At 72.7% G+C, this 12,496-nt stretch carries 14 protein-coding genes; 9 read left to right on the top strand and 5 right to left on the bottom strand.

The genetic code is table 11. From position 1 onward, the window contains the following. Window positions 1-12: 12 nt before the first annotated feature. Both rho and ACYUED_RS02850 read right to left on the bottom strand, forming a co-directional pair. On the bottom strand, window positions 13-1,155 hold the full coding sequence (rho, locus tag ACYUED_RS02855) for a transcription termination factor Rho (protein ID WP_491290734.1): 1,143 nt from the start codon (window positions 1,153-1,155) through the stop codon (window positions 13-15). 280 nt (window positions 1,156-1,435) lie between these two features. Next, window positions 1,436-2,263, bottom strand: coding sequence for a class I SAM-dependent methyltransferase (locus tag ACYUED_RS02850; RefSeq protein WP_491290733.1), 828 nt, complete (start codon window positions 2,261-2,263; stop codon window positions 1,436-1,438). A 222-nt stretch (window positions 2,264-2,485) separates the two neighbouring features. Here ACYUED_RS02850 and ACYUED_RS02845 point away from each other — a divergent pair, with 222 nt between their 5' ends. The 6 genes from ACYUED_RS02845 to ACYUED_RS02820 all read left to right on the top strand — a co-directional run bounded on the left by ACYUED_RS02845 (window position 2,486) and on the right by ACYUED_RS02820 (window position 7,060). Then, on the top strand, window positions 2,486-2,995 hold the full coding sequence (locus ACYUED_RS02845) for an SRPBCC family protein (protein WP_491290732.1): 510 nt from the start codon (window positions 2,486-2,488) through the stop codon (window positions 2,993-2,995). Window positions 2,996-3,123: 128 nt separating this feature from the next. Then, window positions 3,124-3,846, top strand: coding sequence for a YciI family protein (locus ACYUED_RS02840; protein WP_491290731.1), 723 nt, complete (start codon window positions 3,124-3,126; stop codon window positions 3,844-3,846). Continuing rightward, the gene (locus ACYUED_RS02835; RefSeq protein WP_491290730.1) at window positions 3,846-4,181 is read left to right on the top strand and encodes a YciI family protein; all 336 of its coding nucleotides are present in this window, start codon (window positions 3,846-3,848) and stop codon (window positions 4,179-4,181) included. The genes ACYUED_RS02840 and ACYUED_RS02835 overlap by 1 nt, the downstream gene beginning before the upstream one ends. After that, a complete protein-coding gene (locus ACYUED_RS02830) occupies window positions 4,178-5,467 on the top strand; it encodes an RNA polymerase sigma factor (protein ID WP_491290729.1) in 1,290 nt (429 codons plus the stop codon). Before ACYUED_RS02835 ends, ACYUED_RS02830 begins: the two co-directional genes overlap by 4 nt. Before the next feature lie 16 nt (window positions 5,468-5,483). Next, entirely contained in the window at window positions 5,484-5,618 is a 135-nt protein-coding gene (locus ACYUED_RS02825) for a hypothetical protein (protein WP_491290728.1), read from the top strand. Between the two features lie 2 nt (window positions 5,619-5,620). Beyond that, the gene (locus tag ACYUED_RS02820) at window positions 5,621-7,060 is read left to right on the top strand and encodes an MFS transporter (protein WP_491290727.1); all 1,440 of its coding nucleotides are present in this window, start codon (window positions 5,621-5,623) and stop codon (window positions 7,058-7,060) included. Window positions 7,061-7,066: 6 nt separating this feature from the next. Here the strand turns inward: ACYUED_RS02820 and ACYUED_RS02815 are convergent, their stop codons facing one another. Further along, on the bottom strand, window positions 7,067-7,477 hold the full coding sequence (locus ACYUED_RS02815) for a nuclear transport factor 2 family protein (protein ID WP_491290726.1): 411 nt from the start codon (window positions 7,475-7,477) through the stop codon (window positions 7,067-7,069). Window positions 7,478-7,560: 83 nt separating this feature from the next. Between ACYUED_RS02815 and ACYUED_RS02810 the strand changes: the two genes are divergently transcribed. Next, the gene (locus ACYUED_RS02810) at window positions 7,561-8,286 is read left to right on the top strand and encodes a class I SAM-dependent methyltransferase (protein ID WP_491290725.1); all 726 of its coding nucleotides are present in this window, start codon (window positions 7,561-7,563) and stop codon (window positions 8,284-8,286) included. Between the two features lie 18 nt (window positions 8,287-8,304). On the opposite strand, the gene ACYUED_RS02805 is transcribed toward ACYUED_RS02810, so the two are convergent. Further along, a complete protein-coding gene (locus ACYUED_RS02805; RefSeq protein WP_491290724.1) occupies window positions 8,305-10,389 on the bottom strand; it encodes an ATP-binding protein in 2,085 nt (694 codons plus the stop codon). A 103-nt stretch (window positions 10,390-10,492) separates the two neighbouring features. Here ACYUED_RS02805 and ACYUED_RS02800 point away from each other — a divergent pair, with 103 nt between their 5' ends. Together ACYUED_RS02800 and ACYUED_RS02795 are read left to right on the top strand one after the other, a co-directional pair. Continuing rightward, entirely contained in the window at window positions 10,493-11,494 is a 1,002-nt protein-coding gene (locus ACYUED_RS02800; protein ID WP_491290723.1) for an MEDS domain-containing protein, read from the top strand. Then, entirely contained in the window at window positions 11,478-11,738 is a 261-nt protein-coding gene (locus ACYUED_RS02795) for a hypothetical protein (RefSeq protein ID WP_491290722.1), read from the top strand. Before ACYUED_RS02800 ends, ACYUED_RS02795 begins: the two co-directional genes overlap by 17 nt. Here ACYUED_RS02795 and ACYUED_RS02790 read toward each other — a convergent pair. Next, entirely contained in the window at window positions 11,708-12,469 is a 762-nt protein-coding gene (locus ACYUED_RS02790; protein WP_491290721.1) for a GntR family transcriptional regulator, read from the bottom strand. The two genes, ACYUED_RS02795 and ACYUED_RS02790, sit on opposite strands and share 31 nt — an antisense overlap. Window positions 12,470-12,496: the final 27 nt, after the last annotated feature.

The following is a 12,496-nucleotide window of genomic DNA, read 5'->3' as shown; positions in this document are numbered from 1 at the left end:
CCTGCGGCAGGGTCACTCGGCAGGCAGCGTCGGCTGGATGCGGCGCAGGAACGTCGCGTTGTCCGGGGTGTCCCGCATGCGGTCCAGCAGGGTCTCCAGACCGGACTGGCCGTCCCGGGTCTGCAGGGCGCGGCGCAGACCGCGTACGGCGGTCAACTCGGGGGCGGAGAGGAGGAGTTCCTCACGGCGGGTGCCGGACGGGTTGATGTCGACGGCCGGGAACACGCGGCGTGAGGCCAGCTCGCGGCTGAGACGGAGTTCCATGTTGCCGGTGCTCTTGAGCTCCTCGAAGAAGTAGTCGTCGGCGCGGGAACCGGTCTCCACCAGCGCGGTGGCGAGGATCGTGAGCGAGCCGCCCTCCTCGGCCAGCCGGGCCGCCCCGAAGAACCGCTTCGGCCCGAGCAGCGCGGTCGCGTCGACACCGCCGCTCAGGGTGCGGCCACCGGCGGCGGCCGCGTTGTTGTGCGCCCGGCACAGCCGGGTCAGCGAGTCGAGCAGGATGACGACGTCCTCGCCCGCCTCGACGAGCCGCTTGGCCCGCTCGATGACGAGATCGGCGAGCGCGATGTGCTGCTTGGCGGCCCGGTCGAAGGTCGAGGCGTACACCTCGCCGCGCACGGAACGCCGCATCTCGGTGACCTCCTCGGGGCGCTCGTCGAGCAGCACCACCATCAGGTGGCACTCGGGGTGGTTGCCGGCGACGGCAGCCGCGATCTGCTGGAGCACCACGGTCTTGCCGGTCTTGGGCGGGGCAACGAGCAGCCCGCGCTGGCCCTTGCCGACAGGTGTGATCAGGTCGGCGACGCGGCCGGTCAGGCCGGCCGCCGGGTGTTCGAGACGGAGCCGGCCGCGCGGGTGGAGCGGCATGAGGTCGCGGAAGTGACGGCGGCCGCGCACTTCGTCGGGCGTGCGCCCGTTGATCCGTACGACCTCGGTCAGGGCGCGCCGGCCGTCGCGTACGCCGTCTACCAGGTCGCCCTTGCGCAGGCCGTGACGGCGGATCAGCGCGGGGGAGACCGGGAGGTCGGAGGGCGAGGACAGCAGGCTCGCGGAGCGCAGGTGCCCCTTCCCGCTCGCGTCGATGTCGAGGACACCGGTGGCGACCTGGGTCGTGGGCTCTTGCTTGACTGGGGGGTGTTCGAGTGTGGTGGTCATGGTGGTCGGTCCTTTCGAGGACGGATGGCATGAGACATGCGGAAGGAAGGAGTGACGCCGCGAAGAGACGAAGGCGGACTGAGCGCCTTCGGCGGCAGAGACATCACCTCGGGTACGGCACAGCCGTGCCGGTCATGAGGTGGTGCGGAAAAGCCGGTGCGCCGGCCGCGCAACGGCGGGCGATTCGGCGAACTGAAAGGGAACTGGCACCGGCGCCCTCAATGGGGGCGTACACAAGTGCTACCAGGACCGTACCACAGGGGGTGCGGCGCCAAACCGCTCAGCGGGTGGCGAGCAGGCCGTAGAGAAGCGGGATCCGTGGCTCCGGAAGGCGCCACCAGCCGGAGGGGGTCCGGACCATCTGCGGCCACCGCGGCCAGGGCAGCTCGTCGCTCTCGCGCAGGCCCCGGATGGCCATTCCCGCACCGATCAACGCGTTGACGACCTCGCTCATTCCGTGCATCCACTCGTAACTGTCGGTGGCGCCCTCGACGGCCGGACCGTCGGTGTAGGTGTGCGTCGCGTCCCGGTGCACGGCGCCGTCACCGGCCAGGTAGTCGTGGCGCAGCAGCAGTTCGGAGCCCTCGCCCTCAGCGGGTTTGGGACCCAGCGAGTTGAGCAGCGGGTGGAACTCGACCAGGTACAACCGGCCACCGGGGCGCAGGAGTTGGGCGACGACGGCCGCCCAGTGGTCCAGGTCCGGCAGATAGCACAGCGCACCCTTGCCGGTGTAGACGACGTCGAACTGCCGCCCGTCCAGGGCCTGTACCGCGTCGTAGACGTCGGACTCGACGTAGTCGACGTCCAGGCCGGCCTTCGCCGCGATGTCCCTCGCGGCGGCCACCGACGCCCCCGAGAAGTCGAGGCCGACGGCCCGTGCGCCGCGCCGGGCGAAGGCGATCGTCTCGGTCCCGAGGTGGCACTGCAGGTGGAGCACGTCGCGTCCGGCCAGCTCGCCCAGGTCGTCCCACTCGAAGGAGGCGAACCAGCGCGCCGGGTCGAGATCCTGGTCGAGACCGTAGAACCGGCTGGCGAGGTGGACGGGGGTGCGGGCGTCCCAGTTCGCCCGGTTGGCCCGCATGAACCGTGCGTGCTCGTCGGTGGTCATGAGGACATCCAACCGCGGACGCGCCCCGGCCTGCGGGAGGAATCGCGTATCGGCCAGGGTTGGCGCGGGACAGGCGTCCGACGATGGCCAGGGAGGGGCGAACCGGTCCAGGCCATGGCAGGTGCCGGTGAGATGCGTCAACATTTGGGGAAGGACGACGGATCTGCCCGGCGACGCCACTCCGGGGCTCAGACCCCGTTGACGGCGAGGAGGCCGGCCGGTGTGAGGTGGACGGGCGCGCGGTACACGGACCAACCCACGGTCGAGGTGCGGACCTGGATCGACGCCCCGCCGGAGCGAGTGTGGGCGCTGGTGTCCGACGTAGGGCTGATGTCGGGCACCAGCGGTGAACTCCAGTCGGTGGAATGGCTCGACGGCGCCACCGGACCGGCCGTCGGCACCCGCTTCCTCGGCCGCGGCCGGCATGAGGAATGCGGCGAGTGGACCACCACCTCGTACGTCATCGAGTGCGAACCGTGCCGCGTCCTCGCCTGGGCCGTACAGGACCTCGCCGAGCCGTCGGCGGTGTGGCGCTTCCGGCTCCACGCCGGCGACGGCGGCACCGAACTGTCGGAGTGGGTGCGGCTGGGCCCCGGCCGCTCCGCACCGTCCGCGGCGATCGACCGGATGCCGGAGACGGAGGAGGAGATCGACTTCGTACGGCTGCCGGAGTTCGAGCACACCATGACCGCGACGCTGAAGCACATCAAGATCCTGGCGGAGACCGCCTGATGCGCTCCGTGACCAGGGTCGAGGCCTCCGGCGGACGCTGCCCGGGGATGGCTCGCCCCGGGGTGTCGATTCCGGCTGCCCCCGTTCGTCGGTGGGATACAGGAAGCTCATGACGACCGGGAGGAACCATGAAGTACATGCTGCTCGTCTGCGGCGACGACACCGCCGACGCCTCGGGCATGGCACCCGTAGAGCCCTGGGTGGAGGAGCTGGGGGACCGCAGTGTCCGGCTGCACGGTCACCGGCTGGCACTGCCCGCCGAGGCGGTCACCGTGCGGGTGCGCGGCGGCGAGGTGCTGCGCACGGACGGACCGTTCGCCGAGACCAAGGAGTACGTCGCCGGCTACGACCTCCTGGAGTGCGACAGCCTGGAGGAGGCCGTCGAGGCCGCCGCCAGGCACCCGGTCGCCACCATCGGTGCCATGGAGGTGCGCCCCTTCTGGCCGATGTGGGACGAGGAGGACGCCGAGACCGCGATCCGCAGCCTCGACGCGGAACTCACCCAGGCGGCGAGGGAACGGGACCTGGAGCGGGCGCTGGCCTGCTACGCGCCGGACGCGGAGGTCTTCCACCTCGCTGACGGCCACGAACGGCAGGGCCTGGACGCCCACCGCAAGGCCCTGCAGGACCTGTTCGCGGCGGCCGCCGGCCCCGTGACCCGCGAGGTGCTGGACTTCCGGGTCCAGGTCGACGAGAGCGTCGGGTTCGCCCACTGCCTCGTCCGGCTGACCGGAACCCGCACCGACGGCACAGCGCTCGACGACACGCTGCGCGTGACCACCGGCTACCGCGACATCGGCCTGCGCCGACTGATCACCCTTGAGCACGCCGTGTCCCTGAAGGGGGAGTGATGAAGTACGCCCTGTTGTTCTGCTCGCCGGTCGGCGACGAGGAGCAGAGCCCGGCACAGCACGCCGACGACCCGCGTTTCGCCGCATACCTGGCGGAGGCGCGGGCCGGCCGGGTCACCGGCGGGGCACGGCTGCGGCCGGTCGGCGACGCCACCACGGTGCGCGTCCGGGGCGACGAGGTCCTGCTCAGCGACGGGCCGTTCGCGGAGACCGAGGAGTATCTCGCCGGGATCGCCTTCATCGACGTCGCCGATCTCGACGAGGCCATCTCCCTGGCCGCCAGGCATCCGGCCGCCACCGGCGGTTCGGTCGAGGTGCGGCCGGTCTGGGAGTGACGGTGCCCGATGCGGAGAAGGCCGTCGCCGCCGCGTTCCGTGAGGAGTGGGGCCAGGTCGTCGCCACCCTGATCCGGGTGACCGGCGACTGGGACCTCGCCGAGGAGTGCGCGCAGGACGCCTTCGCCCAGGCCCTGGACCGGTGGCGGCGCGACGGTGTACCGCGCCGCCCCGGGGCCTGGCTGACCACGACCGCCCGCAACCGCGCCCTCGACGTGCTGCGCAGGGAGGCGGTGGGGGCGGCGAAACTGCGGGAGGCGGCAGTGCTGGTGCGGGACGAGGGACCGTACGACCCGGAGTACGACGGCGACGACAGCGGCGTGGAGGACGACCGGCTGCGGCTGATCTTCACGTGCTGCCATCCGGCCCTGGCCATCGAGGCCCGGGTCGCGCTGACCCTGCGCACCCTCGCGGGGCTGACCACACCGGAGATCGCCCGCGCCTTCCTGGTCCCCGAGGCGACCATGGCGCAGCGCCTGGTGCGCGCGAAGAAGAAGATCCGCAACGCCGGCATCCCCTACCGGGTGCCGCCCGCGCACCTCCTGCCCGAACGCACGACCGGTGTGCTCGGAGTCGTCTACCTCCTGTTCAACGAGGGGTACGCCGCCACGTCCGGCGCCGACCTCGTGCGCACCAACCTGTGTGCGGAGGCGATCCGACTGGCCCGTGTCCTGGCCCGCCTGATGCCGGACGAGCCCGAGGTGGCCGGCCTGCTCGCCCTCCTGCTGCTGCACGACGCCCGCCGGCACACGCGCGTGGACGCGGCCGGAGAACTCGTGACACTGGAGGACCAGGACCGCGGCGCATGGGACCGCACGGAGATCGACGAGGGCGCCTCCCTGCTGGAGGCGGCGCTGCGCCGCGGCCGCCCCGGGCCCTACCAGATCCAGGCCGCCATCGCCGCCTGCCACACCACCGCCGCCACGGCGGACGACACCGACTGGGCCGACATCGCCGCGCTGTACGGGGAGTTGACGCGGTTCGTGCCCTCACCCGTGGTGCGCCTCAACCGCGCGGTGGCCGTCAGCATGTCCGAGGGCCCCGACGCGGGACTCGCCCTGGTCGCCGAACTGGAACACGAGGGCGATCTGGCCGACTACCACCTCCTGCCCGCCACCCGCGCCGACCTGCTCCGCCGCGGCGGACATACGAAGGAAGCGGTCGCGGCGTACGAGCGGGCGCTGGAGCTGGTCGAGAACGACGCGGAGCGAAGGTTTCTGGAAAAGCGGGTCGCGGAGTGTCGATCCGCGGAGGAGCCGTTCGTCGGTGGGGTGAAGACACCCTGAGACACCGGAGGCTCCGATGACCGCTCAGCCGCATACGCGCCGCACCATCACGCTCCGGCAGGCCCTCGCCTCGCTGCTGCGGGCGCGCCGGACGTCCGATGCGCCGGGCACCCCGGACATCTGGCTCGCCGGCCTGCGCCTGGGAGGCTGACCATGCCGACCGCCGACTCCCGCCGCTGGTACGCCCTCGCCCTTCTGTGCGTCGCCGGGTTCATGGTGATCCTCGACGCGCAGATCGTCGTTCTCGCCCTGCCGTCCATCTCCGAAGGCCTCGGCTTCTCTGCGAGCGGCGCCCAGTGGGTGATGAGCGCCTATCTGCTGAGCTTCGGCGGACTGCTGCTCCTCGGCGGCCGCACCGCCGACCTGCTGGGCCGCCGCCGTGTCTTCATGACCGGCACGCTGCTGTTCGGGCTGTCCTCGCTGCTGTGCGGCTTCGCCTGGTCGGCGGGAGCGCTGGTGGCGGCCCGTACCGTGCAGGGCGTCTCGGCCGCCGTGATGGCGCCGACCGCGCTGTCGATCCTCCTGAACACCTTCGACGAGGGCCACGAACGCAACAAGGCGCTCGCCATCTGGTCCGGCAGCGGTGGCTTCGGCGCCACGGCCGCCCTGCTGATCGGCGGCCCCCTGACCGATGTCCTCGGCTGGGAATGGGTCTTCTTCCTGAACGTCCCCGTCGCGCTGCTCCTGCTGATCCTGAGCCCGCTCCTGCTGCGCGAGAGCCGCGCCGAGGCCCGGTCGCTCTCCTACGACCCGGTCGGCGCGCTCACCGCCACCGCCGCACTCGTCGTCTGCGTCTACGCCGTCGTCGAGGCACCCGGCGCCGGCTGGCTGTCGGCGCGCACGACCGGCCTGCTGGCCGCAGCCGTCCTCATCGCGTTCGTCTTCATCCGTGTCGAAGCGCGCTCCGCCGCACCCCTCGTGCCGCTGCGGCTGCTGCGTGCCCGGACGGTGAGCGGTGGCAACCTGGTCGTGTTCCTGCTCGGCGCCTGCGCGTTCGGGATGTCGTACACCCTGTCCCGGTACGGGCAGGGCGTCCTCGGCTACTCGCCGCTGTGGTTCGGCCTGTGCAACGTCGTGATGCCGGTCGGGGCCGTCGTCGGCTCCTACGCGGGGCAGGCCCTGGTCACCCGTCTCGGCCCGCGCCCCGTAGCCGTCGGCGGGCTGGCCCTGGTCGGCGCGGGCAGCCTGCTGCTGGCCGGAGTGCCGGTGAACGCCGGATTCGTCCGCGACCTGCTGCCCGGGCTGCTGCTCTTCGGGCCCGGCCTCGGCGCCTGCGCGGTCGCCGGTTCCATCGCCGCCCTGACCGGAGTGGGGGAGCGGGAGTCCGGGGTGGCCTCCGGGATCAACACCGCGGCCTTCCAGATCGGCGGCGCCTTCGGGGTCGCCGTGGTCACCTCCGTCGCCCTCTCCCACAGCGGCGGCCCGAACCGCCTCGCGTCCCTGACCGAGGGCTACCAGGCAGCCTTCACCGCATGCGCCGCGCTCGCGGCGGCCGGACTGGCCTGCGCCCTCGTGCTGCTGCGTGCCCCGCGCCCGCGGACGCCGCAGCCCCGACCGGCGGGTACGGCCACGAGGCGTCGAGTGCGTACGTGATCGCCATCAGGACGCGGCGTCGGCGGACCGCGTCTGCGCCTCCTTGGCGATGTCCTCGAACCGTGCCCCCATGGCCGCCGCCAGGGCCTGAGCGCCCGACAACGGCCGCACCATGACCGTGAGTTCGTCGATCAGGCCGTCCTCGTCGAGGTGGATGAAGTCGCAGCCCGTCAGCTCCCGGCCGCCCACCCGCGCGGCGAACACCAGCGCGTGGTCGCGGCCGTCGGCGCCGGTCAGTTCACGCTCGTACCGGAAGTCCTCGAAGACCTGCGACACCGCGCGCAGGATCGCCGCCGTGATCGCCTTGCCCGGGTACGGCTTGAAGACGACCGGGCTGGTGAAGACGACGTCCTTCGCCAGCAGTGCCTCGACGGCGTCCATGTCTCCGGCCTCGACCGCCTCGCGGAACGCTCGCATCTCGCCACCTCATAATCAACTTTTTGAGTAAGTGAGGATGAGAGTAATCAGTCGGTGTGCGGCTGTCCACTAGGCTGACGTGGGTGTTCAGCCCCGAAGGCCCCAGCCTGCGTGAACTCGCCGTCCAGGCGTTGTCGTCCGTCGAGCACGGCTACGACCTGCTCGCTCCGAAGTTCGACCGCACACCCTTCCGGACGCCCGACTCGGTCCTGGACGCCGTCGTCTCGGCGCTGGCCCGGACGGGGCCCTTCCACAGCGGCCTCGACCTGTGCTGCGGCACGGGTGCGGGCGTCGACGTACTGGCGCGGCTGTGCCGGGAGAGTGTCACCGGGGTCGACTTCAGCGCGGGCATGCTCGCCGTGGCGCAGGAGGGCGTACGGCCGCTGGGGCCGACGATCTCCTGGGTCCGGGGCGATGCCCGCGCCCTTCCGTTCGGCCCGGGCACCTTCGACCTCGTGGTGAGCTTCGGGGCGTTCGGCCACTTCCTGCCCGCCGAGCTGCCCGGCCTGTTCGCCCAGGTCCACTCCGTGCTGCGGCCGGGCGGCAGCTTCGCCTTCCCCATCCTCGCCCCGCCCCGGCCCACGTCGCCCGCGTTCTGGATGCTGCTCGGCTTCGACGCGGTCATGCGGGTGCGCAACGCCGTGTGGCGGCCGCCGTTCGTCATGTACTACCGGGCCTTCCGGCTCGGGGACGTACGACGGGACCTGGAGCGGGCCGGGTTCCGCGTGCGCCTGGAAGCCCTGCCGGAGTTCGGCCGACGCGCCGACGGCAGCCCACGCGTAAGGATGGTCGTGGCCGTCCGCGCCTGATGAAGCCGCCGCGGCCGATCAGGGGTCGGACACGTCGGGCAGGTCGAGTACGCCGCCCAGCGCCAGCGCGATGGCCGCTTCCGGCCCCAGCTCCCTTCCCTCGCGGACCGCTTCGGTGAAGCGGTGGTCCCCGAGGGATGCGCGCAGCCGACGCTCGTACTCGCGGTGGAAGACCGTCCTGTCGGGCCTGCCGAGCTGGGGCAGGCCCGCCACGTGCCACAGGCGTCTGCTGATGCCGAGGAGGCGCGCGGCCAGTTCGTCCTCGCCCAGGGCGGCCTGGGCGGCGACGAGGAGGTCGGCGACCGCGGCGGCGCCGAGCCGGTCGTGCACCCGCAACTTGGCGGTCAGCGCCTCGCGCGCCGAGCGCACCGCCTCGTCCGGGTGGCCGAGACCGATCCCGGCGAGCGAGACGAAGAAGTCGCCCCATGCCCGCATCCACAGCTCGCCCCGCTTGGCGCAGTCCGCCCGCAGCCGCTCGGCGACCGCGGCGCACCGCTCGAACGCGGCCTGACTCGCCAGCAGATACGACTGCAGGGCGAGGGTCAGCAGCTGGAAGAACTCGGCGCCGCCGTCCCCGGCCGGCCCCTGCCGGACACTTCCGTACAGCACCGCCGAGCGTGCCGACTCGCCCCGCACGGCCAGGCTCGCCCCCGTCAACGGCAGGGCGGGCACCGGGAGTTGACGCTCGGCCGCGAGCCACACATAGGCGGCGCTCACCGACTCCGCCGCCTCCAGGTCGTCCGGGACGACGGTGACCAGGCGGTGGGCCCAGACCGCCAGGGTGTGCTCGGAGCCGCCGGACTCGGGGCCGTGGCGCAGTGCGCGCTCCAGGTAGCTGCGGCCCTCCTCGGCGAACCCGCAGGCGAACCAGAAGAACCAGAGCGAGCCGGTGAGTTCGAGGGCCGTCTCCGCCTCGGTCGCGGTCAGGCACTCCTCGATCGCCAGGCGCACATTGGCGTGCTCCACGGTCAGCCGCTCCGCCCACATCCGCTGGCCGGGCCCGAGCCACTCCGCCTCCCCCTGCCGGGCGATCCAGCGGAAGTAGTCCCGGTGGCGGCGCCGGACGGCCTCCGTCTCGCCCAGCCCGGTCAGCCAGTCGGCGCCGAACGAGCGGACGGTGTCCAGCATCCGGTAGCGCACCGCCGCTCCCTCGTCGTCTCGGGTGACGATCGACTTCTCCGTCAGTGACGCGAGCAGCGGAAGGATCTCCTCCGCGTCCAAGGGGCCGCCGTGGCACACGAATTCGGCCGCCTCCACGTCCCAGCCGCCCGCGAACACCGAGAGCCGGGCCCACAGCAGCCGCTCCAGCGGGGTGCACAGCTCATGGCTCCAGCCGATCGCGGTGCGCAGCGTCTGATGCCGGGCGAGCCGCGGACGCGCGGGCGAGACGAGCAGGTCGAAACGGGAGTCGAGACCCTCCAGGAGCCGGTCCAGTGGGAAGCCGCGCAGGCGTACGGCGGCCAACTCCAGCGCCAGCGGGATCCCGTCCAGCCGGGCGCAGACCGCCGCCACATGTGCCCGGTTGGCATCGGTGAGCGCGAACGACGGCACCGCGGCCGCGGCCCGGGCCGTGAACAGCGCGACCGCGTCCGCGCGCTCCCCCAGCGGCAGCGGCGCCACCGCCAGCAGGTGCTCGCCCGGCACGCCCAGGGGTTGCCGGCTGGTGGCCAGAACCCGTAACTCCGGAACGTGCGCCAGGAGTTCCTGCACGACCCGCGCGCACTCGTCCAGGACGTGCTCGCAGGTGTCCAGGACGAGCAGCAGCGGCGCACCGGCGAGGTGTTCGCAGACCGCCTGCAGCAGGGGGCGCAGCGTCTGCTCGGTCAGCCGGGTCGCCTGCGCCACCGTGTTCGTCAGCAGGTCCGGGTCCCTCAGCTCCGACAGCTCCACCAGCCAGGCCCCGCCCGGGAACCCGGCCCTGGCCGCGTGCGCGGCCCGCAGCGCCAGCCGGGACTTGCCCACACCTCCCGGCCCCGTCAGCGTCACCAGTCGCTCGGTCCCCAACAGCCCCGCGATTCCGGCGAGTTCAAGCCGACGGCCGACGAACGCGTTCGCCTCGGCGGGAAGGTTGCCGATCCTGCCGCCCTGTACAGAGGCCGCCATCGTCCCCCCTCACCGGAACCGATGGCGGACACCATAACCCCTCACGGCAGGCCTGCTTCCGGCGTAGCGTGGAAGCGGTCCGTCCACCCAGGGAGGTGCGGGGATGGCCGTCATACCCACCCTGAAAACCGTGGGACAGATGCGCCAGGGAGACCACCTGCTCCTCGGCTACGACACGGACGAGGAGCGCGAGACCGTCCTCGCCGTGTTCCTGCTCGACGGCCTGGCCAGCGGGCAGCGCGGACTCCTGCTCCCGCCCGCCGACATCCCCGGCGGGGTCGCCCTGTCCTTCCTGGAGGCGCACGGCTGCCGGGTCGACGAGGAGCTCGCGGACGGCAGGCTGTGCGTCGACCCGCACCTCGCCGGGCCCGAGGGGCTGTGGGACCTGGACGAGGTGATCCGCCGCGAGGCGCGCCGCGCCGTCGGCGACGGCTTCCTCGGCCTGCGCGTGTGCACGGAGATCCTGCGCGCCCAGGCCGGCAAGGAACTCAAGACGCTGCACGACAGCGAGCTGCTGCTCGACCCCGTGTTCTCCTCGCTGCCGGTCCTCGGCATCTGCCAGTACGACCGCCGGATCTTCGACGAGACGGAACTCGTCCCGCTCGCCGGGCTGCACCACGGCCGGGTGGGCGCCGACGACGTGTGGCGCGACGACCTCCTCGCCATCACCCGCACCTTCGCACCCGCAGGCCTCGCCCTGGCGGGAGAGGTCGACGACACGAACGTCACCGCCGTCGCCCGAGCCCTGCGCGCCGAGACGGCCCGCGCCCGGGCCCGCACCGCTAACGGCGCACGGACCGCGAACGGCGCCCGCACCCACCTCGACCTGCACGAGCTGCGCTTCATCGACGTCGGCGCACTGCGCCTGCTGGTGTTCACGGCGCTCAGCCTGTACGCGGCGGGCGGCACCCTCGAACTGTCGGGCGTCGCCCCGCACGTCCAGCGGGTGATGCGGGTGGCCGGCTGGGACCGCGTCCCGGGCCTGCACATCGAGCCGGAAGGACCGGAAGCACCGGCAGGACCCGACGGACCGGCAGGACCGGAAGCACCGGCAGGACGGGAAGGACCGGCAGGACGGGAAGGACCGGATGGAGAAAGTCCGTGACCGGGTTCGTCCACCAGGCGCTGCGCTGCGCTACGCCGCGGACGACCAGTTCCTCGACCCGGCCGCCCGCTTCGTCCGTGACGGGGCGGCCGAGCCGGATGCCGCCGGCGGTCACGGACGGTGGCTGGTACGGCAGTCGAGCGACCTGGCCGCCGACGACCTCGACGCGTCGGGCTCCGTAGTACGGCTGTACTTCCGACGGCCGGGACACGGTCAGCCCGCCGCGGGCAGCGTGAACTCATAGACCAGGGCGCCCGGTTGAGCGTCCACGACCAGGTCGGTGATCTCCAGCGGCCGCGCATACTGGTCGTGCACGCGCCGGGTGACCCGTACCGAGGGCGTGTCCGCGAGGCGGGTGATGGAGTCCCGGTGATGCAGGGTCAGGCCCGCCTTGCGCATCCAGTCGTAGGCGCGGCTCAACTGCGCCGAGGCGGCGCCGTCGGCCCGGTCGCGGTAACGGGCCAGCTCCTCGACCTCGGAGAGCGCCACGGCGGAGAAGGACGTGACCGCGCTACGGCGCCCTCGGCCGTCGGCACCGGCCGACTCGTAGCGGTGCACGAGGGTCGGGTGGTGCGGGGCGAGCCCGAGGGCCTCGGCGTGCTCCGGCGGGGGAGCCTCCCAGGTCACCCTGGTCCGGTCGACGGCACCGGGGTCCGCGGCCCCGGCACCGACCGGGAAGGTCGACGAGGGCGCGGTCTCGACCGGCAGCCCGGGCAGCGTGGCGTGGCTGCCCCGCCGGTCGGTGGCGACCAGACCGTCCCGGCGCAGCACCTCCAGCGCCTGCCGGACGGTCTCCCTGCTGACATCGAAATGACCGGCCAACTGCCGTTCTCCCGGCAGTCGTCCACCCGGCGGGACGGTGCCGTCGCGCAGCTCGCCGAGCAGCTGCTGCGCGACGCGCCAGTACAGCGGTTCTCCCTCGGTGCGGGTGCGGGTGCGGGTGCGGGTGTGGTCGTGCGGAGTGGTGCGGGCCATGCCGCGCCTCCTGTTGGTGACGTACCG

The organism is Streptomyces sp. DF42 (assembly GCF_058267695.1).
This window is presented reverse-complemented; position numbering and strand designations above follow the sequence as displayed.

Bases quoted from the DNA above. Each gene is read 5' to 3' on its own strand.
- rho (WP_491290734.1), bottom strand. From the start codon at position 1,155: ATGACCACCACACTCGAACACCCCCCAGTCAAGCAAGAGCCCACGACC.
- ACYUED_RS02850 (WP_491290733.1), bottom strand. From the start codon at position 2,263: ATGACCACCGACGAGCACGCACGGTTCATGCGGGCCAACCGGGCGAAC.
- ACYUED_RS02840 (WP_491290731.1), top strand. From the start codon at position 3,124: ATGAAGTACATGCTGCTCGTCTGCGGCGACGACACCGCCGACGCCTCG.
- ACYUED_RS02835 (WP_491290730.1), top strand. From the start codon at position 3,846: ATGAAGTACGCCCTGTTGTTCTGCTCGCCGGTCGGCGACGAGGAGCAG.
- ACYUED_RS02825 (WP_491290728.1), top strand. From the start codon at position 5,484: ATGACCGCTCAGCCGCATACGCGCCGCACCATCACGCTCCGGCAGGCC.
- ACYUED_RS02820 (WP_491290727.1), top strand. From the start codon at position 5,621: ATGCCGACCGCCGACTCCCGCCGCTGGTACGCCCTCGCCCTTCTGTGC.
- ACYUED_RS02815 (WP_491290726.1), bottom strand. From the start codon at position 7,477: ATGCGAGCGTTCCGCGAGGCGGTCGAGGCCGGAGACATGGACGCCGTC.
- ACYUED_RS02805 (WP_491290724.1), bottom strand. From the start codon at position 10,389: ATGGCGGCCTCTGTACAGGGCGGCAGGATCGGCAACCTTCCCGCCGAG.
- ACYUED_RS02800 (WP_491290723.1), top strand. From the start codon at position 10,493: ATGGCCGTCATACCCACCCTGAAAACCGTGGGACAGATGCGCCAGGGA.
- ACYUED_RS02795 (WP_491290722.1), top strand. From the start codon at position 11,478: ATGGAGAAAGTCCGTGACCGGGTTCGTCCACCAGGCGCTGCGCTGCGC.
- ACYUED_RS02790 (WP_491290721.1), bottom strand. From the start codon at position 12,469: ATGGCCCGCACCACTCCGCACGACCACACCCGCACCCGCACCCGCACC.